Below are 21,217 nucleotides of genomic sequence, written 5' to 3' on the forward strand. Positions count from 1 at the left end.
CATTCCCATCCCAAAAATGCGAATCCGTCCCGAAACATAGGTGCTTTTGCAATGGGAGCGGCTCTGGAGAGTGGCCTCATACGGTCTCCGGGTAGCCCCGGTTTGGGATGGGCTTCGCGTGAGACCACATCGCTTTCCTTGCTACAGTGCCTCACGTGGAGGCGCGAAGGACGCAAGGAAAGGAAATTTGGCAGTCGCGGAATGTCGGTAGAGGGAGGGGCCTACCCCTGCCCTCACCGCCGACCGTACCGGACCGCAACAACCGCAAGCGCCGCAAGCGCGACCGCCCACCCCGGCGCCGCCTTCTGGGACGGCACCACGGTCGTGTTCTCCGCCTGCGCCTCGATCCACTCGACCGCATACGCGAGCTGGACATCCTCCCCGGCCATCGCCCGCGCCAGGGTATCCTCGTCAAGCGGCACCCGCACCGTCGGGGCGACCCCGCCGACCATCGACGCGTTGCTGTCCACCTGAATACTCCCGCTCTCATCGAGCGACGCGCCCGTCGGGAAGGCGGTCAGGATCCCGAGGGGCAGCAGCGGCCCCATCGACTCCATGCCGAACGCCCCGTTCGTCCCGTACCACGAGACGATCGCGCCCGTTCCCGATTCGGCAAAGACCTTCGGGAGGCCCTCGCCCGAGCTGATGGTATAAGGGCTGACGAGGAGCGCGACCGGGCCCTCATAGCGGTCGGGTCGGGGCTGTGTCCAGGCCTCCCAGAGAACCGCGGGCTCCCCGGTCCCGGGGTCGTACGAGGTGCCGTACTCGTAGAAGACCGGCCGGTCCACGAACCACCCGGCGTAGGCGGCGGCCAGGTTGTCGTCCCCGCCCCGGTTGAACCGGAGGTCGATGACGATGCCGGGCGCATCCTTCGCGATCGCGTCCTTCACCGCCGCCTTGAAGGGTTGGTAGACTTCATAGGCCTCTTCGTAGACCGCGATATAGACGATCCCGCCCGGCAGGGTCCGGGTGGTCACGGTATCGTTCGAGAAGATCGCTTTGATATTCGCCATCGTCCCGGCCTCCACGTCGTTCACCGGGCGGCCGAGGAAGATGCTCGTCCGGGCGAGGGTCTCGTAGCCGTCCTCCGCCGCGGTCAGGTTGACCGTACGCGGAACCGAACCCTCCGGACTGGCAATCCCGACGATTGCCGGAGTGCCAACCGGCGCCCGGGTCAGGAACCGCTGCTGCTGGAGGAGGATTCCTTCCCCGGTCGAAGGCTTGACCGGGGCCCAGATGATCGATGTCGCGTTGATCGCATCCCCGATCGACCGGCCGTTCCACGAGACCACCTCGTCGCCGAACCGGATCCCCGCCTTCTCCGCGTCGCTTCTGTCCGCGACGCAGGTCACGATGACCTTGCCCGTATCGAGCCGTGCGACGGCGAGCCCGTAGCCCCCGCCGATATCGGCGTACTTCGCCCCGAAGTCATCAGGGGAGAGGATTATGACGTGTCCGTCCGGGATGGCGGCCGCGAACTCACGGAGTGTGCGGTAGTATGCGGCGTTGTCCTGGTTCTTCTCGGCCTCCGCGATCCCGGGGGCATACCTCGCGTAAAGCGAATCCCAGTCGACGCCGCGCCACTCCGTGAAGGCGTAGCGCTCTTCCATATAGGCGCAGGTCTCGCGGAAGGCGTCGCTCCAGGAGTGGTTGCCGAAATCGGGAACCTCTGTCAGATTGTCCATGATGGGCGCAAAGGATGCCATCAGCTCTTCGTTGTAGGCCGTCTCATTGTCCTGCTCGAACGGGATGCAGGTGTCCGTCCATACCATCCCGCACGAATCGGTGTACAGTCCGGCACATACCGGCTGCACGAGAGCGAGAACCAGGAACAGCATGGGTAATCCAGCCTTCACCAGGCGTAAATCCCTTGGATGCACGATAATCTACCGTGAACATCCGTTTCTCACCGTAAGACTTGACCGTTGCGTTTTCGCGCACCGAAGACGTCAAAAACCGTGACGGTTTGCAGCGATACCCCGGCGGTGATTCGTGACCGCGATCGCTCCGTACCCCCCGGGGCAACCTATTTACCGCACTATGCACAAGCATATACATCAAAGCGCAACCCTGCAACACGGAGCCCCCCCATGCCGAACTGTACCACGTTTCTCGATGCCAACGCCTGTAACCCAGCAAAGATCGCTCTCGTCGTCCCCTCCCGGGGAGAATCCTACACCCGCGCCGACCTCCTTGACCGGGTTGCCCGGGTCGGACGCGGCCTCCTCGACCTCGGGATCGGGCGCGGGGAGCGGGTCTGCATCTACCTGGACAGTTCCCCGGAGTACCTCATCGGTTACCTCGCCCTCTGGCGCATCGGCGCCGTCGCCGTCCCGACGAACCGGGTCTACCGGGAGAACGAGGTCCTCTACGCCGTCCGCGACGCCGGGGCCGCCGCCGTCATCACCGACGCGGAGGGTGCAGCCCTCGTCGGCCGCATCAGGGACCAGGCGCCGGCCCTCCGGCATGTCGTCGCCGTCGGCGGGGAGACGTGGGCCGATCTCCTCCGTGCACCCCCAGACCTCCGTGCCGCCCATTGCCGGTTCGACGACCTCTGCCAGATTCAGTACACATCCGGCACCACCGGGAAGCCGAAAGGCGCGATGCTCACGCACGGGAACTGGATAGCGGCAATGGACGCTGAACGGGACGTCCTCAGGATCACCCCCGACGACGTCTACCTCGGGATCTACCCCATGGGACATGTCGGTATAAGCTGGGGCATCGCCACCCTCCGTGCGGGCGGAACCTACGTCGTCATGGAGCGGTTCGACCTCGCCCACTACCTCGACCTCGCCCGCGAATACCGGGCCACGATCGTCGCCGGCATGCCGCCGGTGATCCACTCCCTTCTCCAGACCCCGCCCGGGACCGAGACGGCGCTTGCCACAGCCCGGGTGATGATCAGCGGCGGCGGCCCCCTGATGCCCGGCATCTGGAAACCCTTCCACGAGCGGTTCAAAATCCCGGTCGTCAACGCTTACGGCCTCTCCGAGACCATCGTCGTCGGGACCGGGACTGCCATCCGCCCCGAGCACTACGCGGCCGCCGACGAGTTCCGGAGCGTTGGTACACCCGTCGGGTTCTCGGAGGTGAAGATCGTCGATGCAGACGACCCCGGCCAGGAACTCGGGCCAGGCGTTGACGGCGAGATCGCCCTCAGGGGACCGGCGGTGGCGCTCGGCTACTGGCAGATGCCGGAGGAGACCAGGGCCGTCTTCCTCCCCGACGGCTGGTTCTTGACTGGTGATGTCGGCCACCTGGACGAGGACGGAATGCTCTCCATCACCGACCGGAAGAAGGACATGATCGTCATGTCGGGCTGGAAGATCTACCCGACCGAGGTCGAGGACGTCCTCGTGCAGCACCCGGGGGTCCGCGACGCAGCAGTCTTCGGGTGCCCGGATGTTCGCCGGGGCGAGGTGCCGGTGGCCGTGGTGGTTCCCTCGGAAGGCGGCGTCACTCCCGACGATATCATCGCTTTCGCCCGCGACCGCCTCGCAGGCTACAAGGTCCCCCGCCGGGTCATCCTGGCGGCCGAGATCCCCCGGGTGAACGGCTGGAAACTCCTGCGGAAGCGTCTCCGGGAGGAGTACTGCGATGCCGGCGGAGCGTAAAGAATCGCACCTAACGAGGTAGTTTTAAGGAAAAGGCAGCGTATAGATACTTCTGATATACATCCGAGGTACAGGCGTGGCAGACACCACCAGACGTTCAACAGGAATCGCAGGACTGGACCTTGCACTCGAAGGAGGATTTCCGCCGGGCAACTGCATCATCATCTCCGGATCTCCCTTGAGCGGCCTTGAACTCCTGGCGCAGCAGTTCTGGCGGGCGGGGGAGAGGACGGGCGCTTACCTGATGCTTGATGCCGTGCCCCGGGAGGGTATGACCGACGCACGGGGTATGGATACAGCGGCACTGGCCGGGGCCATGCAGGGTGAGAGGATCGTCGTGGACTCTCTCTCCACGCTGATCGCTGCCTGGGGTATCGACGCAGCCACCGAGTTTGTTCTCCGGGATACCCGGGCGATCATCGAGGGAGGGGCAAACATCGTCTACCTCCTCTACACCGGCCTCCACAGCCCCCTCGAAGAGGCGCGGATGATGCGTGCCGCCGACATCTTCATCACTCTCAGGCACCAGGTCCACGGCAACGAGTTCGAGCGGACGCTCGCCATCGAGAAACTCAAAGGTTCGAACGTGCCGCAGCGGGTGATCCCCTACCACATCATCGCGAGAGGCCTTGAACTCTCGACGACGAGCAGGGTGGTCTAGGCCGTATACTCGGCCCGGACCAGTCCTGCCGCAACAACCATATTCTTCAGTTTTCCGAATGCCTCGTCGCGTGTCCGCATCCGCAGGCCGCAGTCCGGATCGATGAGCATTGCTTCCGGCGAGAAGACGTCGACCCCGGCCTCGATACGCTTCCGGATGGTCTCGACACTCTCGACACCCGGGTCGGCCGAGTCCACACACCCGTAGCCGATCATCCGGCCGCGCAGGTCTTTCTTCGAGAGCACTTCCAGGTTTGCGGGGTTGTTCGCGAACTCAAAATCAAATATAGCGACGTTCGTCCGGAGGATGTCGTCTACGACGTGCCCGAGGTTTCCACAGACGTGGATGCATGTGGGCACCCGGAGCCTGCCGGCGATCGCGCTCACTGCCTCGCGGCCGACAGTGAGGTTTGCAGCCCCCGTGGAGAAGATGGGCTCATCGATCTGGAGGAGCATGACTCCGGCGTCCTGAAGGTAGCCCGCCTCGACCGCGAGCGCCTGAGCAAGGTCCAGGACCAGTTCGTCCTTGTTCCGGTAGAACGGTGTCTCTATCTTCAAACCATGCGCGAGCGTGCTCGGGCCGGTGAGGATCCCCTTCACCTTCGCGTGCCGGGAGAGGGCATACCTCGTATCCGCGAGCGTTATGGGCTGCCGGGCCGGCTGGACCTTCCCGACGACCGCGGACCCGCGGATGCCGGGGAGATGGGAGGTGAAGGCACGGATCATGTCGGCCCGCACCTGGCCGTCGGATATGATGTCGATCCCGGCGCTGACCTGATCGGCGACCGCTACCTCAACCGCATGCTTCAGGGGATCCATGAGAGCGCGAATCCCCGAGCCTTTCACCACCGGATAGCTCCCGACCACGGTGGTCGGGAGGCGCATGCTTGTCAGGGTCATGGAGTCAGTCTGTGCCGATCCCGCGGGAAGAGCGCCGCCTCGCGTATATTCCCAAGACCGAGCATCGTCATCACCAGGCGCTCGATACCGAGCCCCCAACCGGCGTGCGGGGGCATGCCATAGCGGAACGTCTTCAAGTAGAACTCAAAGCTCTCCGGAGAGAGACCTTTGGCGCGGATCCGCTCCACAAGGAGGTCGTGGTCGTGAATACGCTGGGCCCCGGAGGAGAGCTCCATCCGGGGGTGCATCATGTCGAACGCCTTGCAGAACTCGGGTCGGTCCGGGTAAGGCATCGCGTAGTAGGGCCTGATATCGGTCGGCCAGTCGACGATGAAGTAGTGTTGCCCGATCACGTCGCCGATCGCCCTCTCAGCCGCCGGGGAGAGGTCGTCGCCGAAGGAGAGTTTCTCCTCGATGGTGCGGTTCGCGATCTCGATCGCCTCCACGTAGGGGAGCCGGGGGAACGGCTTTGCCGGGACAGCGAGGTCGACCCCGAGTTCCGCCAGGTGCTCCCCGCAGGTCCTCGCGACGTAATCGTAGACGTAGATTATCAGGTCTTCAAGGAGTTCCATGACGTCGTTGTGGTCGGCGAACGAGACCTCCACATCGAGCGACGTGGCCTCGTTGAGGTGCCGGACGGTGTTGTGCTCCTCGGCGCGGAAGATGGGGCCTATCTCAAAGACTGCCTCGAACCCGGCAGCCATCATCATCTGCTTGTAGAGCTGCGGGCTCTGGTTCATGAACGCTTCCTTCTCGAAGTAGGCGATCGGGAAGAGTTCGGTACCGCCCTCGGTGGCGGCGGCGACGATCTTCGGGGTGGTAATGTTGATGCAGCCCCGGGAGTGGAGGAACTCGGTCGCGGCGCAGGTCACCGCCGAGCGGATGAAGAAGATGGCGCGGACACGTGGTTTCCTCACATCCAGGAACCGGGAGTCGATCCGTGTATCCATCTCGGCGGGTACCTTTTCGGCGACATCGAGCGGGAGCGGGCTCTCTGCGATGCTGATGATCTCGAGCTCGTCGGGGACGATCTCGCGCCCGCCCGGGGCTTTCTCGATCGCTTTTACCCTGCCCTGAACCCTGACCACGGACTCTCGTGAGACGTTCCGGGCGGCCTCAAGGATCTCCGCCGAAACCTTCTTCTTCGGGATGGTCACCTGGATGATGCCGGTCCGGTCACGGATCAGGAAGAACGAGAGTCCTCCGAGATCACGGACCTCGTGCACCCAGCCGATGATCTCGGCTGATTCGGTTTCCGGGGTTACGGCCCGTATTGGTAGACGCATTTTAAAACCTGGCATTTTAAAACCTAGGTACCATATGGGCCCGGAGAGGTATTTTGTCTTACGCTCCCCGCCGGGAGAGGGGGTCTCCTGGGTGACTGGATAAGCCCCGTCCCGGACAACCACCGGGAAAAACCTATGGGGCGCGGCCTCATGCTGCACGGATGAAAATCAGGGTGCCGGATGTCGGGTTTTCCCCGGGTTCACCGACATAGCAGTGGACCGTGGTGGCCTGCGCACCTGACGGATCGCCACGAGGGGAGCCAATGCCCGGGAGCGCGAACGTTCCGGACTCTCTATCATGCAAAAAGAGGGAGAGCCGGGCTCTCACAGGAAGACTGCGGTGGCGATGACTGTCGTCCAGCGGCCGTCCATAACCCCTTCCGCTGCCTGGCAGGTATGGGTCGTGCTGATGATCTGGCCGCTGGCCTTATAGATCTGCTCCCGCTCCTGCCATGCACGGTCGGGATCGAACTCGATGCCGAGCGTTGTCGCAAGCATGGTTGCCGCAAGGTCTTCGGCATACTCACCCGAGACTTCCGCCGTCTCCCCGTAGGCATGGTGCTCGGAGAGGTAGCCGTAGGTGTTGCTCTCCTTCGGCATCGCGTGGCCGATGGCGGCGGATGCGAGCCTGCTCGGTTCATTGGTCTCATTCCGGGCCATGACAACGTAGACGATGCTGCCTGGAGAGAGGTGCTTTAAGCCTTCCTCCTTCGAGACCAGCTGGCAGTTCGGGGGGAAGATACTCGAGACGTAGACCAGATTGTACTTCTCGATGCCCGCCTGGCGGAGAGCCAGTTCAAACGATGCCAGTTTGTCTTTGTGGATGCCCACACCCTTCGTAAAGAAACACTTGGTCGGAACGAACATTAAAGATCTTCTTATCGTTTGGATTTTTTAAAATTTTCGGTAATAACAGGCACAAATTAAGAATGGGGCCGAATCTTCCCTATTTTTCGCATTAGTCCGGCAAAATGCGGGTAAATCGTAAAATAGCCTGAAATATACCGGATTTTAGAACCTGTCGGGGTGACCGCAACGGCCCTCGGTCCTGCCGTTCTTCACCTGCAGAACGGCCTGAACTGGAATCACTGCTATAATCTACTATATCGGAGAAACTCCAGAATTCTTCGGGGTGAGCGATGAAGCGCACCCGGAGAGCGGCCCGGGAGCAGGGGCGCACCCGGACGATGAGGTCGCGAGGCGCCACCGTCCGCCGGAGACACCAGTTCTCACCCTGGGGCACCCTCTACTGCATCCAGAGACGCGGTCGCCGCCTCCCGGCCTTGCTCACACGAGACCGGTTCCATAACCCCCCCGTTGCACCCCCCAAGCAGGTCTTTCTCGGTGACGCCAGGCGGCGGGAGACGGCGTATGGTCCTTCTGTTCCTCCCCCGGAGTCCTCAGGGCTCTCTGGTAACGTCCCATACCACAGGCGCCCTCCTGGAGGAACGCTTATAAAGGATGGTGCATGATCCGGTGCAACCGGGAGTGTGCCGGGAGAGCGTCACGGCACCCGGATTCCCACACGCGGCCCATAACGGAAGGTGGAGAGATGAAAGAGGATATCAAACCCTCGGTGGTCGTGGATTGTCTCGGGCTCTACTGCCCCATGCCAATCGCTATGACCAGAGAGGCGATCGAGAAGATCGATGTCGGAGAGGTGCTTCTGGTTGAGGCGGACGACCCGGCAGCAGAGGAGGATATCCGGCGCTGGGTGAATCGTGTGGGGCACGAGATCGTGAAGTTCGAAAAGGATGGCGGAGTCATGAGGTTCTCCATCCGGAAGATGAAGTGAGGTGATGTGAGTGTACGCGGATAAGGTTGTCAGTTGCGTTGGCATATGCCAGTCGCCTATGCTGTCGATTGACGGAGAGATGAAGGCGCTCAACGAGGGGCAGATCCTCCAGGTGACGACCGATAAGCCGGATCTGGTAGAGGCAGTCAGATCCTGGGCCGGTGAGAACGGGCATGTGATCGAGGAGGAGCACGTCGCCTCAGGTGTGACGACCCTCGTCATGCGCAAGGGAGCGGCGGCAACGGCAGAGGCGAAGTGATCGGATGGATGCCGAAGGCTACGTGGATGCCCGGGGTGCCTACTGCCAGGCGCCGGTCATCCTGCTCAAAGAGGGGATGGACCGGCTGGCGAGAGGCGGGGTCCTGAAGGTTGACGTGGACAACCAGCCCACCGGAGAGGACGTCAGGGTCTGGGCAAGACGGATGGGCCACGATATCGTGGGCGAGGAGAAAGAAGGAGAGAAGATCACCTTCTCTATCCGGAAAGGAGCGTGAAACGTATGGCAAGGATACTCTACATCCAGACCAGCGGCACCGACACCCCGGAGCGGCTGTATGCACCGTTCGTTCTCGCGATGACGGCATGTGCGACGGATATCGACGCCGACATCTACTTCATGATCAAGGGGGTGACGGTCGTCAAGAAAGGCGCGGCGGAGGAGATCCAGGTCGGCAATTTCCCGAGACTCTCGGAGATGAGGGACCAGGCGATCGCCGCGGGGGCGAAGATCTACATCTGCGAGCAGAGCACCCAGCTCCTCGGTCTGGACCGGGGCGACTTCATCGCAGAGGGGCAGGTCGTTGGCGCGCTCACCTTAAACGACCTTGCCATCGACGCCGACGCGGTCATAACGTTCTAGGGGGCGGGTATGGAGGAGCGGATCTATCTTGACCACGCGGCGGCGGTGCCGGTCCACCCCGGGGTTGCCCGGTTCTGCAGGCAGTTCCCGGCCGGCTTCGCCGGCAACCCCTCAACGATCTACCAGGAAGGGCTCGCGGCGCAGGCGACCGTAGCCGGGGCACGGGAGAAGGTAGCGGCGCTCGTCGGCGCATGGGACCCGGCCTCGATCATATTCACGAGCGGGGCGACCGAGTCGAACAACATCGCTGTCCGGGGGACCGCGCTCCGGAACCAGAAGATGGGGAAGAGGGTCGTTACGAGCGCCATCGAGCACATATCCGTGCTGAACCCGGCAAAAGACCTCCAGAAGAATGGGTTTACGTTTACGCAGGTTCCGGTCGACCGCTTCGGCGTCATCGACCTCGATGCCCTCGCGGCGGCGGTCATGCCGGAGACCGTCGTCACATCGGTCCACTACGCCAACAACGAGATCGGGACCATCGAGCCGATCCGGGAGGTGGCGGAGATCGTCCACGACCGGGGAGGGTTCCTCCATGTGGATGCCACCGATGCCGCGGGGAGGATACCCATTGATGTGGAGCGTGACGGCATCGACCTCCTCACCCTCTCGTCGAATCAACTCGGGGGGCCGGACGGCGTCGGGGCGCTCTATATCCGCCCGGGGGTCCGGGTCCAGCCGGTCATCGTCGGAGGCGGACAGGAGCGCGGGCTCCGGCCCGGGACCGAGAACGTCTTTGGCATCGCCTGCATGGGGGAGGCGGCCCGGCTCGCAAAGGAGGAGATGCCGGAGGAGAGCGAAAGACTCCGGGGGATCCGGGACCGGCTTATTGCCGGCATCACCGGGATCGAGGAGGCCTACCTGACCGGCCACCCGGCGGAACGGCTCCCGCACCATGCCAGTTTCCGGTTCGCCCGGATCGAGGGCGAGAGCATCCAGCTCGCCATGAACATGCTCGGTATCGCGGTCGCCACCGGGTCGGCATGCACTTCGCGGACGCTTGAGGCCTCCCACGTCCTCCTTGCCATCGGGCTCGCCCACGACGAGGCGCACGGGTCGATGGTCGCAACGCTCGGGCGCCGGAACAGCCTCGATGAGGTTTCCCGGGTCGTCAGCGCCACGAGAGAAACAGTTAAACGTCTCCGGGCTATTACACCGCTGTAGGTGAGAGCATGGCAGACCAGATCGGATACAGCCAGAAGGTGATGGAGCACTTCATGAACCCGCACAACGTCGGGGTGATCGAGAACCCGGACGGCTACGGCAAGGTCGGCAACCCCGTCTGCGGGGATCTCATGGAGATCTTCATCAGGGTCAGGGACGACGTCATCGAAGATATCCGGTTCCGGACGTTCGGGTGCGGTTCGGCGATCGCGACGAGCAGCATGGTGACCGACCTCGCCAAAGGAAAGACGCTTGAGGAGGCGATGAAGATCACCCGCGACGACGTGGCGACCGAGCTCGAGGGGCTGCCGCCCCGGAAGATGCACTGCTCGAACCTCGCGGCGGATGCGCTCCACGCGGCGATACAGGACTTCCGGGAGAAGCAGAAGAAGGAAGCGACGGGTTAACCCTCAGCACCCGTAGACCAGCGTCATAATGCTCTTAGCGAGATCCAGGCTCTTCCCCCGGTAGACCATAAGAGTATCCTGGCGGAGAGCCCCCAGAATCTCGACCGGGTCCCTGGTATCCTGGATGAAGATATCCACGAAATCCTCGTAGAGACTGTAGGTTCCGGCAGATGAGGGCTCTTTGCCGAAGGCCCGCATCAGCGCGGCCGCCGGGCCGCTGACCGGCGCATCACCGATGAAGGGGCTGATCGCGATGACGTACTGCCGGCGGAGCGCCTCCCGAACCCCGGCGCATTCGAGGATCGGCGATATGCTCGTGACCGGGTTGCTCGGTCCGATTATAACAGCGTCGCTCGCCTCGATCGCGCAGAGAACCTCATCGGTCGCAACCGGCGGCTCCCGGAACCGCCGGACCACGCCCTCGATCGCCACGTCGCCCCGGTGCTTCACCCAGTACTCCTGGAAGTGCATATCGCCCCGGCGCGTCTTGACGTAGGTCGTCACCGCAGAATCGGTCATCGGGAGAACGGTCGCCTGGATATCCAGCTTCCCGCAGAGGGTCGCCGTCGCCTCGGTGAGCCGCATACCGCCCCGGAGCATCTCTCCCCGGGCGACGTGGACCGCCCGGTCCCGGTCCCCGATGGCAATGAACTCCTCGATGCCGAGTCTCGCGAGAAGGTCGTGGGTTATGTAGGTGTCGTCGCGGATTCCCCACCACCGGCCGGTGTCGAGGATGTCCGCAAAGAGGTACATAACCGTATCGATATCGGGCGAGAGGTGGTTGCCGGAGAGCCACGTATCCTCGGCCGTGTTGACGATGACCGCGATCTCCCGCTCGTCCAGCAACTCCTGCACACCGCGGAGGAGTTTCGGGGTCCCGGTCCCGCCCGAGAGGAAAGTGATCATGAATATTTAGCGTAACAAGTGCAACCATATGAATTTTGTTAATGGGGCCGGGTAGCGGCGAAGCCTCCTCTCACGAAACAGCGTGTCGTATGACCGCCATGATATCCCAGGCGAGCGATTCGGCCTGCCGGCTGTGCAGGAGGTGCGCCTCCAGGCGGAGCGATCCCGGGACCTCGTCGGGGTCGTGGAAGTCCTGGACAAAGACGTCGACGATATCACCGTAGAGCCGGAATACCCCCGGCGAGGTCGGTTGCTCGCCGACGGCGTACATGAGCGCGGTGTCCTTCGGGTCCGGGGCACTGTCCCCCTGGAACGGCGAGACCGCGACGACGAACCGGTCGCGGAGAAGGTCACGCATCCCAACGCATTCGAGGATGGGGAGGATGCTCCGGGCGGGGTTTCCCGGGCCGATCACCACGGCATCGCTTGCTTCAATAACCGCCTGAACCTCGTCTGTGACCGCCGGCCGAACGGGGGCGGTGTGGATGAGTTCCCGCACCTCGGTACCGGCATCGGCGCACGTCCAGTACTCGAAGAGCGGCAGGCGCCCGGTGCCGGTATCGACGAGTAGGCCAGCCTCTGTGTCGCTTACCGGAAGGATGGTCGCCCCAACGCTGAGCGCCCGGCACTGTGCCTGCACAGCCTCCGTCAGGGTCCAACCCTTCTTGAGGAGTGCTGCCCGGGCGATCTGGACGGCCCGGGCACGATCGCCGATCACGAAGGGTTCGCCGCCCGCCACCTTCGGGAGGTAGTTGTGGGTGGCGTAGGTGTCCCCCTTGATCCCCCACCATCGCCCGGTATCGAGTATACCGGCAAAGAGGAAGATGGCGGTATCGATATCCGGCGCACAGTGGCTCCCCGAGACCCAGAAGTCCTCAGCGGTATTCGCGACCACGGCGATATCGCTGTCGTAGAGGATCTGCCGGGCGCCCCTGATGAGCGCGGGCGCTCCGGTTCCGCCCGAGAGGAAGGTGATCATCCTCCATACCTTTATCAGTCATCTCTCAAGAATGTTAACAGAACGGATGAAGATCATCAAGGATCCGGTGCACGGCTACGTCGAGGCGGAACCGCTCGCACTCCGGCTGCTCGACTCGGGAGTCGTCCAGCGGCTCCGCCACGTCACGCAGCTCGGGTTTGCAAACCTCGTCTACCCGGGCGCAAACCACACCCGGTTCGAGCACTCGCTCGGGGCGATGCATCTTGCAGGCCTCATGTGCCGGGAGCTCGGGCTTGACGACGGCGAGACGAAACTCGTCACGACGGCCGCCCTCCTCCACGACATCGGCCACGGGCCCTTCTCCCACGTCACCGAGCCAGTGATGGAGGAGTTTTTGGGGCGAAGCCACCACCAGATCGACCACCTCGTCAGGGAGGGGGCGGTCGCCGGGGTCCTCGAGGCGGAAGGGGTCGACCCCGCTGAGGTCTGCGCCGTCGTCGCAGGGGAGCACCGCCTCGCGAGCATCATCCACGGGAGCCTCGACGTCGACCGGATGGATTACCTGATGCGGGACGCTCACTACACCGGCGTGCCCTACGGGACAGTCGACGCACACAGGCTTATCCGGTGCTCGGTCCTCGCCGAATCCGGCATCGCGCTGCGTGAAAGCGGTATCAACGCCGCCGAGTCGCTCTTGATCGCCCGGACCCTGATGCGCCCGGCGGTCTACTTCCACCACGTGAGCCGGATCGCGACGAGCATGTTCGTCCACGCCCTCCGGGAGGAGGTGCAGAACGTCCCGGGCGCGGATGCCCGTGAACTCGTCCGGATGGACGATGCTGCCTGTATGGAGCGGCTGAAACACTCCCCGCACGGGACCACCCGGGACCTTGCCGCCAGGGTCTACGCCCGGGACCTCTACAAGCGGGCGCTCTATGTCGGCGAAGACCGGGTGAACGCCGCAGCCCTCCAGCAGGACCCCGGGGCCGCCCGGGAGCGAGACCTTGCCCTCGCCATCGCCGAGACCGCGGGAATCCCGGGGGACGAGGTTCTTGTGGACATTCCCCGGCTCCCCGGCGCCCTCTCGATGGAGGTCCGGGTCAGGAACAGCCACACGATGGTGGATATCGAGCAGGTCTCGCCCCTCATCAACACCTTGAACGACACCCGGCGGCAACAGTGGCGCCTCGGGATCTATACGACCCCCGAACATCGCCATGCCGTGGAGCAGGCGGCGATGGAGGTACTCCGGGTGAAGCGGGCGACAAAACAGGATAAACTCGTAGTTGCATAATCGATGAGGAGTACATGAAGAAGGAATTTGTCGTCGGGGTCACCGGAGCAAGCGGGGTCGTATACGCCCGCCGCCTGCTCGAGGTGCTCTGCGACCAGGCAACGGTGCATATCGTCATATCCGACACCGCCCGGCAGATAGCCGGGATCGAGCGTGTGGACCTTACCGGGTTCGACGCCATATACGCCGAGAACAGCAACCTCGCAGCCGATATCGCCAGCGGCTCGTTTCGCTACGACGGTATGGCGATCGTACCCTGCAGCATGAAGACGCTTGCGGCGGTCAGCAACGGGCTCGCGGACAACCTGATCGCGCGGGCGGCGGACGTCTGCCTCAAGGAGCGGCGGCCCCTCCTCCTCCTCCTCCGCGAGATGCCGCTCTCCCGGATTCACTTAAAGAACATGCTTGCAGCCGACGAGGCCGGCGCGACCGTTATGGTCGCAAGCCCCCCCTTCTACCAGCACCCCAAGACCATCGACGACCTCGTCGATATGGTGGTGGCCCGGGTGCTCGACCACCTGGGGGTCGAGCACCGCCTGGGGAGCAGATGGAGTGGATACGATGCGTGATTTCATTGCGATGATGCGGGAGCAGGGGAGGGTCGAGGATATCGAGAGCCCCTGCTCGACCGTCTATGAGGCTCCCCGTATGGCGAGCCGGACCGATAAGATCCTCTTCTTCCACGACCTCGACGGTCACCGGGCGGTGATGAACCTCCTCGGTGACCGGGGAGCGCTTGCAGCGGCGCTCGGCGTGGGCGAACGGGACCTGGTCAGGCACCTTGCGGCCGCCACCTACACCGGCCGCGTGGTGGACGCCGGGCAGTGCCAGAGCGGCGTTCCCGCCGACCTCTCCCGTCTCCCGGTCATGAAGCACTTCCCGGGAGACGCCGGGCGCTACTTCACGTCGGGGATCGTCTTCTCGCGCTTCGGCGGCGTGGAGAACGCCTCCATTCACCGGATGATGGTCCTCGACGATCGAAGGGTGGTGGCCCGCCTGGTGGAGGGGAGGCACACCCACACCCTCCTTCGGGAGGCGCTTGCTCGGGGGGAGCGGCTGGCGGTCGCGGTCACCGTCGGCACCCATCCGCTGGTGACGTTTGCCGCCTGCACCCGCGTTCCGCAGGGGAAGGAACTCGCCTACGCAGCGGAGTTGATGGGGGGTGAACTCGCTGTCCGGGAGTGCGAAAACGGCGTCCGGGTTCCCAACGCCGAGATCGTGCTCGAAGGCTCTATCGGGCTGGAAACGGCGGCGGAAGGGCCGTTCGTCGATATCACCGGCACCTACGACCCCGTGCGGCAGCAGCCGGTGATCGAGTTTTCCCGGATGTACTGCAAGGAGGACCCCATCTACCACGGCATCCTCCCTGCTGGCGACGAGCACAAACTCCTGATGGGGGCGCCCTACGAGCCGAAGATCTACCGCGCGGTCAGCGAGGTGACGACGGTCCGAAACGTCCTCCTCACGAAAGGCGGCGCCGGCTATCTCCACGCGGTGGTGCAGATCCGGAAGAACACGCAGGGTGACGCCAAAAACGCCATCATGGCGGCGTTTGCAGCCCACACATCCTTGAAGCACGTCGTGGTGGTGGACGAGGACATCGATATCTACGACCCCTACGACGTCGAGTACGCTATAGCGACAAGGGTGCGGGGCGATACCGATATCATGGTCATCAGCGGTGTGCGTGGGTCGTCGCTTGACCCGATGCGTCTAGCGGACGGGACGAACGTGAAGGTCGGGGTCGATGCCACGATCGTTATGGGGAGAGAGGGCGAATTCAAGAGAGCGGAGTGGCCGTAGTTCATGTACCTTGATAACGATGACGAGAAGGTGCTCGCCGGCGAGTTCGGCGAGACACGCCAGAAGATGATGGAGATCCTGGTCGCGCTCGGGGGGGTCTACGATGCCGAGAGGCTCGTCCCGATTACGAGCGCCCAGGTGAGCGGTGCATCCTACAAGACGATCGGAAAGTGGGGGCTTGCCTGGCTGCAGAGCCTCGATGCCCGGGTGGCGGTCCCGGCCGTCTTAAACCCCATCGGTATGCCGCAGGAGGGGTGGCGGGAGTTCGGGATCGCCGAGGAGTTCGCCCGCCGCCAGGCGGAGGTCGTCGAAGCCTACCGGAGGCTCGGGATCAGGCTCGAGTGTACCTGCACGCCCTACTACCTCCGCATAACGGAGTACGGGGAACACCTGGCCTGGTCAGAGTCATCGGCGGTCGCCTACGCGAACTCGGTTTTAGGCGCCCGGACGAACCGCGAAGGCGGTCCGAGCGCCCTTGCGGCGGCGATAGTCGGGAAGACGCCGTATTATGGGCTGCATATCGTCGCGAACCGGCGACCGCAGGTCGTCATCGAGGTCGAGAGCGGCACAGGCCTGCGATCCGACCACTGGGGCGCCATCGGGCACGTCGCCGGGAAGAAGGTGGGGAACCGTATACCCATCTTCGAGGGGATCCGGCCGGGCCGCGACCAGCTCAAGGCGCTCGGCGCCGCGATGGCGGCGACCGGCGCGGTTGCGCTCTTCCACGTCGATAAGATCACCCCGGAGGCCCGGGTCTTCTCGTTTGAGACCGCCGGCCTTGACCGGGTGACGGTGACACAGGATGAGATTGAAGCCCTCTTTGTGGAGACGGAGGTGGAGGCGGTCGCGGTCGGGTGCCCACACTGCTCCGCCGACGAACTCCGCGGCCTTGCGGATCTCCTCAAGGGGAAGAAGACGACGAAACCCTTCTACATCTTCGCCGCCCGGGGGGTCGCGAAGAATAACCCCGACCTCGTAGGCGCTATCGAGCACAGCGGCGCCCGGGTGATCCCGGACACCTGCATGGTCGTCTCGCCCCGGATGGACGAGTTCGCATCGATCATGGTGGATTCGGGCAAAGCCCTCGCCTATGTTCCGGGGATGTGCGGGGCGCTCGCCCGGATAGGAACGAGGAAGGAGTGCGTCGAGGTCGCGACGTCGTGAAGGGGGGCCGGCGCTCCGTGCCGCCCGCCCCTCCCCCTAAACCGCATATTGCCCTTTCGCGAAGTCGCCCCGGGGGGTATCGGCGGTCCGCCGCAGGCGCCGGGATGACCCGGTGCGTTACGGGACTATCCCTCCGAACGGCCCGGTCAGGCCGCCCTCATTCAGGGACCGGAACCAGAAGGACATGAAGTACTGGCCCGTCTTCTCGGTGTACAGGAGGACTGTCCCGTAATCGGTGTCATACGATATATACCGCAGGTTCCCCGGGCCCGTCGTCTGCATCTGGTTCACGGATTGTTCGACGCCGGTGAGGGGGTTGGGCATCTTCAGGCCCATGGGGTCCCCGAGCAGTTGCCAGGTGCCGCTCCCGTACGTTCCCGCGGACTCTGCCGGGGCTCCCGGGTCAACCCAGAGCGGGGGTCCAAACCAATCGGGATTCTGCTGACCCTCCGTGTACGACCACCGGTACACCCCGCCAGTTATTGCGTGGCTGCGCGGGATGAGCTCCGCAGTTCCCGCATAGCGACCTCCTGACGCCTCCTCGACCTTCACGACCCAGTCGAAGGATGCGACAGGGGACTGGCTCGGTATGCCATACTGGTCGGTCGTTATCCTGGAGATCGACGCATCGTATGTCAGGACCGTCCCGGGTTTGATGATATTCTCCATGCCTGAAGCGACGGGGCCTCCCGGGATCTGCGGCGGCCCCACCGGCACTGCCGTCACGGCGAATGCGCACGTGACGATGAGAATACTTAACAGGATACTGCCCCTCAGCAACATTTTTTGCATATCTGTCACATCCTCTGACTGGCTCCAATCCAACCCGGCTATTTTCACAGTGTGCGGGACATACGCACGATGAAACATCCGCACGGGTCAGACGGAGCGCACGGCCGGTATATGCGATACTATATTAACCCTATGTCCCGGGACCATCCTGCCCCGAAGACCAGGACTGCTACATCCACGTCGCCAAAATCCTCCCTGCAGAACGAACCGAAGACGTACCCGGCCTCGATATCGGAGAAACTCACAAAGACCGTGCGGATGGTGCGGAGGACCGCCTCTCTCACCGGCGTCCGGCAGATGGCGGCGCCGTATCTCTCCATGTGACCCTTCTCGGCATCATGGCCTCCTGATTGTTACTCTTCCGCGATTTCACGTCACTCTCTGACCTCACGCCCCCACCTGCCTGACGTCGAGCACCTGCATCAGGCTCTCGTCCAGCATATACCCCCGGAGCCTGTCACGGTTGCCCCGCAGGCTCTCGATGCTGTTGATCCCGGCAGCGCCCAGCAGTTCGGCGAGTTCGAGCGTCCACGCACGGATCAGGTTCGCCACCTGCTTTGCCGCGATATCCGGGTCCAGGCGCTCGACCAGGTCCGGGCGCTGGGTGGCGATCCCCCAGGGGCAGAGCCCCCGGTAACAGTTCCCGCAGACCCGGCACCCCATCGCCACCAGCGCGGCGGTCCCGATGTAGACTGCATCGGCGCCGAGGGCGATCACTTTCGCCACATCGGCGCTCCCCCTTATACCGCCGCTCGCGATGACCGAGACCTCGTTCCTGATCCCCTGGTCGCGGAGTTTTTGGTCCACGCTCGCGACCGCCGCCTCGATCGGGATACCCACATGGTCGCGGAAGACGCGCGGCGCGGCACCCGTCCCGCCGCGGAACCCGTCGATGACGACGGCGTCGGCCGGCGAACGGGCGATACCGGCGGCGATGGCGGCGGCGTTATGGACGGCGGCGATCTTCACAAAGACCGGCTTCTTCCACTCGGTCGCCTCCTTGAGGCCCCGGACGAGCTGGGCGAGATCCTCGATACTGTAGATATCATGGTGCGGCGCCGGGCTGATCGCATCGCTCCCCTCCGGGATCATCCTGGTGCGGGATATCTCACCGCAGACCTTCTCGCCGGGGAGGTGTCCGCCGATCCCCGGTTTTGCGCCTTGGCCGATCTTGATCTCGATGGCCGCGCCGCGTTCCAGGTAGTCGATGTTCACCCCGAACCTTCCGGAGGCCACCTGGACGACGATGCGGTCCTGGTAGGGATGGAGGGCAGCATGGAGCCCGCCCTCCCCGGTGCCCATGAACGTCCCGACCTCCTTCGCCGCCCGGGCCAGAGATATCTGGGCGTTGAGGCTGATCGCCCCGTAACTCATGTGCCCGATCATGACCGGGGTCTCGGCCCTGAGGTTCGGGGTGAGCCGGGTCCGGAGTTCGACATCCCCGTTCGAATTCCGGCGGAGGTCCAGCCTCGCCGGTTTCTTCCCGATATGGGTCCGCAGTTCGATGGGCTCGCGGAGCGGGTCGAGGCTCGGGTTCGTGACCTGGCAGGCGTCCAGGACCAGGCGGTCGAATATGACCGGGTAATCGAGCGCGTTGCCCATCCCGGCGAGGATTATCCGGCCGGTCTCTGCCTGGCGGTAGATCGCCTCCCGGGCCTCTCTGGTCCAGAGGGGGTGGCTCCGGTAGTCGCAGGGGTGCTCCTCAAGCATGATGGCGTCCCGGGGGCAGCAGGCGACGCACCGGTGGCAGGCCGTGCAGTTCCGCGAGTTGACCAGGATCCGGTCGCCGTCCCGCCGGAATACCCCGTAGGAACAGTTCTCGATGCACCGCTCGCACTCCATGCACCGTACCGGGTCGATGCTGACCCGGTACCGGGGCGGGAGGCTCCCGATCACCGCGCAACCCTCCCGATCACAGGCTCGCCCGCGGCCGGCATCATGATCGACTCGACGTTGGGCTCCATGGCCCGGATCGCGGCCTCCTCGCTTGATATGTAGAGGCGGTCTCCGCACTCGCCGACGACCATCGGCCTGAGTTTGCTCCGGTCGGTGAACCCGACCATCGTCCCGGCGTCCGCGGCCACGATGGCGAACGGCCCGTTCATCATCGCCTGCGCGTAAGCAAGCCGGAGGGCTGTGTTCCACTCCTGTTCGGCCCCCGGCATCCGGTCGATATCCTCCCAGAAGGGCGGGGCGAGCGCCCTGACCGCGATGTCGATATCGAGACCGTGCCGCCGCACCAGGAGGTCGATTAAATAGGCGACGACCTCGGTGTCGGTGAACATCGAGCAGGTGTAGCCGAAACTCTCGATGTAGCGCCGATTGGTCCCGTAGGAGGTGATCTCGCCGTTATGCACGACGCTCCAGTCGAGGAGGTTGAAGGGATGCGCACCCCCCCACCACCCCGGGGTGTTAGTCGGGTAGCGGTTGTGCGCAAGCCAGGTGTAGCCCTCGTAGTCCTCGATCCGGTAGAAGTTCGCGACATCTTCAGGCCAGCCAGCAGCTTTGAAGACACCGAGGTTCTTCCCTGAGGAGACGATGAGAGCGCCCCGGCGGGCGGCGTTGACCCGCATCACCAGGGTGCTGACGATATCGTCCTGGGGTGCACCCCCTGGTGCGAGGGAGGGGTCTGGCCTGAAGAAGTAGCGCCAGGGGGTGTGGACCGCCCGAAGGTTCGGCTGGTCGTAGGTCGGGATCGCCTCGTCGTGCTCGACCGTCCCCCACTGCTCAAGCACCGCGTCAAAAGGCAGTTTATCCTCCTGGATGTCGTTGAAGAAGACGTGGAGCGCGTAGCAGTCCCGGTATTCAGGATAGATACCGTAGGCCGCATACCCCGCCCCTTCGCCGCTGCCGCGCTCGTTCATCATGGAGAGGGCCTGCCTGATGCCGGAGCCGCCAATCGCCCCGCGCCTCCGGTCCATTACGCCGATTATACCGCACATCGCTATCACAGGGTTCGCTCTTCGGCCCTGCATTTCCAGTAGAGATATATGCGCCATGTATAAATATGATTAGGTGGAAGCGACCTTCTACATGCAACCCCGCGACACTGTCTCACATATGCTTGAACGTATCGAAAAGGATAATGTCAAGTTTCTCCGGCTCCAGTTCGCTGACGTCCCGGGCATGCCCAAGAACGTCGCCATCCCGGTGAAGCAGGCGGAGAAGGCGCTGACCGGGGGTATCGGGTTTGACGGATCGTCGATCGAGGGGTTCGTCCGTATCGAGGAGTCCGATATGGTGCTCCGGCCCGACCTCTCGACCTACACCCTCCTGCCCTGGCGGCCCCAGGAGTACACGGTTGCGCGCTTCGTCTGCGATGTCTACAAGGCGAACGGGGAGCCGTTCGAGGGCGACCCGCGCTACGTACTCCGGAAGACGATGGAAGATGCGGCGAAGGATGGATATACCTTCAACACCGGCCCGGAACTCGAGTTCTTCCTCTTCCGGATGGTCGACGGCAGACCGACCGCGCTCTTCCAGGACGTCGGCGGCTACTTCGACCTCGCGCCGACCGATCTCGCTGAGGATGTTCGGCGTGAGATCATCATCGCCCTCACCGAGATGGGGTTCGAGATCGAGGCGTCGCACCACGAGGTCGCCGAGAGCCAGCACGAGATCGACTTCAAG

23 protein-coding genes are annotated in these 21,217 nt (G+C 63.9%); 13 read left to right on the plus strand and 10 right to left on the minus strand.

Features of this window, described 5'->3' with window-relative positions; translation table 11 throughout:
* Positions 1-233: 233 nt before the first annotated feature.
* On the minus strand, positions 234-1,838 hold the full coding sequence (locus tag BP846_RS07250; protein ID WP_292393892.1) for a S41 family peptidase: 1,605 nt from the start codon (positions 1,836-1,838) through the stop codon (positions 234-236).
* 252 nt (positions 1,839-2,090) lie between these two features.
* Here BP846_RS07250 and BP846_RS07255 point away from each other — a divergent pair, with 252 nt between their 5' ends.
* Positions 2,091-3,617 (plus strand): class I adenylate-forming enzyme family protein, encoded by a 1,527-nt coding sequence (locus tag BP846_RS07255; protein ID WP_292393895.1) that lies wholly within the window; start codon positions 2,091-2,093, stop codon positions 3,615-3,617.
* A 76-nt stretch (positions 3,618-3,693) separates the two neighbouring features.
* Positions 3,694-4,278, plus strand: a complete 585-nt coding sequence (locus BP846_RS07260) for an RAD55 family ATPase (RefSeq protein ID WP_292393897.1) — start codon at positions 3,694-3,696, stop codon at positions 4,276-4,278.
* Here the strand turns inward: BP846_RS07260 and BP846_RS07265 are convergent.
* The 3 genes from BP846_RS07265 to BP846_RS07275 form a co-directional block, all read right to left on the minus strand.
* Positions 4,275-5,177, minus strand: a complete 903-nt coding sequence (locus tag BP846_RS07265) for a methionine synthase (RefSeq protein ID WP_292393899.1) — start codon at positions 5,175-5,177, stop codon at positions 4,275-4,277. The genes BP846_RS07260 and BP846_RS07265 overlap by 4 nt on opposite strands.
* Positions 5,174-6,463 carry an aspartate--tRNA(Asn) ligase gene (gene aspS / locus BP846_RS07270; RefSeq protein WP_292393901.1) on the minus strand — a complete coding sequence of 430 codons (1,290 nt, stop codon included), beginning with the start codon at positions 6,461-6,463 and terminating at the stop codon, positions 5,174-5,176. Before aspS ends, BP846_RS07265 begins: the two co-directional genes overlap by 4 nt.
* A 324-nt stretch (positions 6,464-6,787) precedes the next feature.
* On the minus strand, positions 6,788-7,330 hold the full coding sequence (locus tag BP846_RS07275; RefSeq protein WP_292393902.1) for a pyruvoyl-dependent arginine decarboxylase: 543 nt from the start codon (positions 7,328-7,330) through the stop codon (positions 6,788-6,790).
* A 685-nt stretch (positions 7,331-8,015) separates the two neighbouring features.
* Here BP846_RS07275 and BP846_RS07280 point away from each other — a divergent pair.
* The 6 genes from BP846_RS07280 to nifU are packed head-to-tail and all read left to right on the plus strand — an operon-like array spanning position 8,016 to position 10,688.
* The gene (locus BP846_RS07280) at positions 8,016-8,258 is read left to right on the plus strand and encodes a sulfurtransferase TusA family protein (protein WP_292393904.1); all 243 of its coding nucleotides are present in this window, start codon (positions 8,016-8,018) and stop codon (positions 8,256-8,258) included.
* A 58-nt stretch (positions 8,259-8,316) separates the two neighbouring features.
* Complete coding sequence (locus BP846_RS07285; RefSeq protein WP_292393906.1) at positions 8,317-8,517, plus strand: sulfurtransferase TusA family protein; 201 nt, start codon at positions 8,317-8,319, stop codon at positions 8,515-8,517.
* Between the two features lie 4 nt (positions 8,518-8,521).
* Positions 8,522-8,752 carry a sulfurtransferase TusA family protein gene (locus BP846_RS07290; protein ID WP_292393908.1) on the plus strand — a complete coding sequence of 77 codons (231 nt, stop codon included), beginning with the start codon at positions 8,522-8,524 and terminating at the stop codon, positions 8,750-8,752.
* A 5-nt stretch (positions 8,753-8,757) separates the two neighbouring features.
* Positions 8,758-9,117, plus strand: a complete 360-nt coding sequence (locus BP846_RS07295) for a DsrE family protein (protein ID WP_292393910.1) — start codon at positions 8,758-8,760, stop codon at positions 9,115-9,117.
* A 9-nt stretch (positions 9,118-9,126) separates the two neighbouring features.
* Entirely contained in the window at positions 9,127-10,281 is a 1,155-nt protein-coding gene (locus BP846_RS07300) for a cysteine desulfurase family protein (RefSeq protein WP_292393913.1), read from the plus strand.
* 8 nt (positions 10,282-10,289) lie between these two features.
* Positions 10,290-10,688, plus strand: coding sequence for a Fe-S cluster assembly scaffold protein NifU (nifU, locus tag BP846_RS07305; protein WP_292393915.1), 399 nt, complete (start codon positions 10,290-10,292; stop codon positions 10,686-10,688).
* A gap of 3 nt (positions 10,689-10,691) precedes the next feature.
* On the opposite strand, the gene cofD is transcribed toward nifU, so the two are convergent.
* Both cofD and BP846_RS07315 read right to left on the minus strand, forming a co-directional pair.
* A complete protein-coding gene (gene cofD / locus BP846_RS07310; protein WP_292393917.1) occupies positions 10,692-11,594 on the minus strand; it encodes a 2-phospho-L-lactate transferase in 903 nt (300 codons plus the stop codon).
* A gap of 70 nt (positions 11,595-11,664) precedes the next feature.
* Positions 11,665-12,573: a 2-phospho-L-lactate transferase CofD family protein gene (locus BP846_RS07315; protein WP_292393919.1), complete on the minus strand. Its 909-nt coding sequence runs from the start codon at positions 12,571-12,573 to the stop codon at positions 11,665-11,667.
* A gap of 46 nt (positions 12,574-12,619) precedes the next feature.
* Between BP846_RS07315 and BP846_RS07320 the strand changes: the two genes are divergently transcribed.
* The 4 genes from BP846_RS07320 to BP846_RS07335 are packed head-to-tail and all read left to right on the plus strand — an operon-like array spanning position 12,620 to position 16,795.
* On the plus strand, positions 12,620-13,828 hold the full coding sequence (locus BP846_RS07320; RefSeq protein ID WP_292393921.1) for an HD domain-containing protein: 1,209 nt from the start codon (positions 12,620-12,622) through the stop codon (positions 13,826-13,828).
* A gap of 14 nt (positions 13,829-13,842) precedes the next feature.
* Positions 13,843-14,397 (plus strand): UbiX family flavin prenyltransferase, encoded by a 555-nt coding sequence (locus tag BP846_RS07325; protein ID WP_292393923.1) that lies wholly within the window; start codon positions 13,843-13,845, stop codon positions 14,395-14,397.
* Positions 14,390-15,631 (plus strand): UbiD family decarboxylase, encoded by a 1,242-nt coding sequence (locus BP846_RS07330; protein ID WP_292393925.1) that lies wholly within the window; start codon positions 14,390-14,392, stop codon positions 15,629-15,631. The genes BP846_RS07325 and BP846_RS07330 overlap by 8 nt, the downstream gene beginning before the upstream one ends.
* Before the next feature lie 3 nt (positions 15,632-15,634).
* The gene (locus BP846_RS07335; protein ID WP_292393926.1) at positions 15,635-16,795 is read left to right on the plus strand and encodes an aconitase X catalytic domain-containing protein; all 1,161 of its coding nucleotides are present in this window, start codon (positions 15,635-15,637) and stop codon (positions 16,793-16,795) included.
* Positions 16,796-16,912: 117 nt separating this feature from the next.
* Here BP846_RS07335 and BP846_RS07340 read toward each other — a convergent pair whose 3' ends face one another.
* The 4 genes from BP846_RS07340 to BP846_RS07355 all read right to left on the minus strand — a co-directional run bounded on the left by BP846_RS07340 (position 16,913) and on the right by BP846_RS07355 (position 20,529).
* Positions 16,913-17,587, minus strand: coding sequence for a hypothetical protein (locus BP846_RS07340; RefSeq protein ID WP_292393928.1), 675 nt, complete (start codon positions 17,585-17,587; stop codon positions 16,913-16,915).
* Between the two features lie 119 nt (positions 17,588-17,706).
* Positions 17,707-17,907, minus strand: a complete 201-nt coding sequence (locus BP846_RS07345; protein WP_292393930.1) for a hypothetical protein — start codon at positions 17,905-17,907, stop codon at positions 17,707-17,709.
* A 67-nt stretch (positions 17,908-17,974) separates the two neighbouring features.
* Positions 17,975-19,483 carry a glutamate synthase-related protein gene (locus BP846_RS07350; RefSeq protein WP_349680764.1) on the minus strand — a complete coding sequence of 503 codons (1,509 nt, stop codon included), beginning with the start codon at positions 19,481-19,483 and terminating at the stop codon, positions 17,975-17,977.
* Complete coding sequence (locus BP846_RS07355) at positions 19,480-20,529, minus strand: class II glutamine amidotransferase (RefSeq protein WP_292393942.1); 1,050 nt, start codon at positions 20,527-20,529, stop codon at positions 19,480-19,482. The genes BP846_RS07350 and BP846_RS07355 overlap by 4 nt, the downstream gene beginning before the upstream one ends.
* A gap of 91 nt (positions 20,530-20,620) precedes the next feature.
* On the opposite strand from BP846_RS07355, the gene BP846_RS07360 reads away from it, so the two are divergent.
* The coding region (locus tag BP846_RS07360; RefSeq protein WP_292393932.1) for a glutamine synthetase beta-grasp domain-containing protein at positions 20,621-21,217 on the plus strand (597 nt) is incomplete at its 3' end.

The sequence above is a fragment of the Methanoculleus sp. UBA303 genome, assembly GCA_002501655.1.
GTDB lineage: Archaea > Halobacteriota > Methanomicrobia > Methanomicrobiales > Methanoculleaceae > Methanoculleus.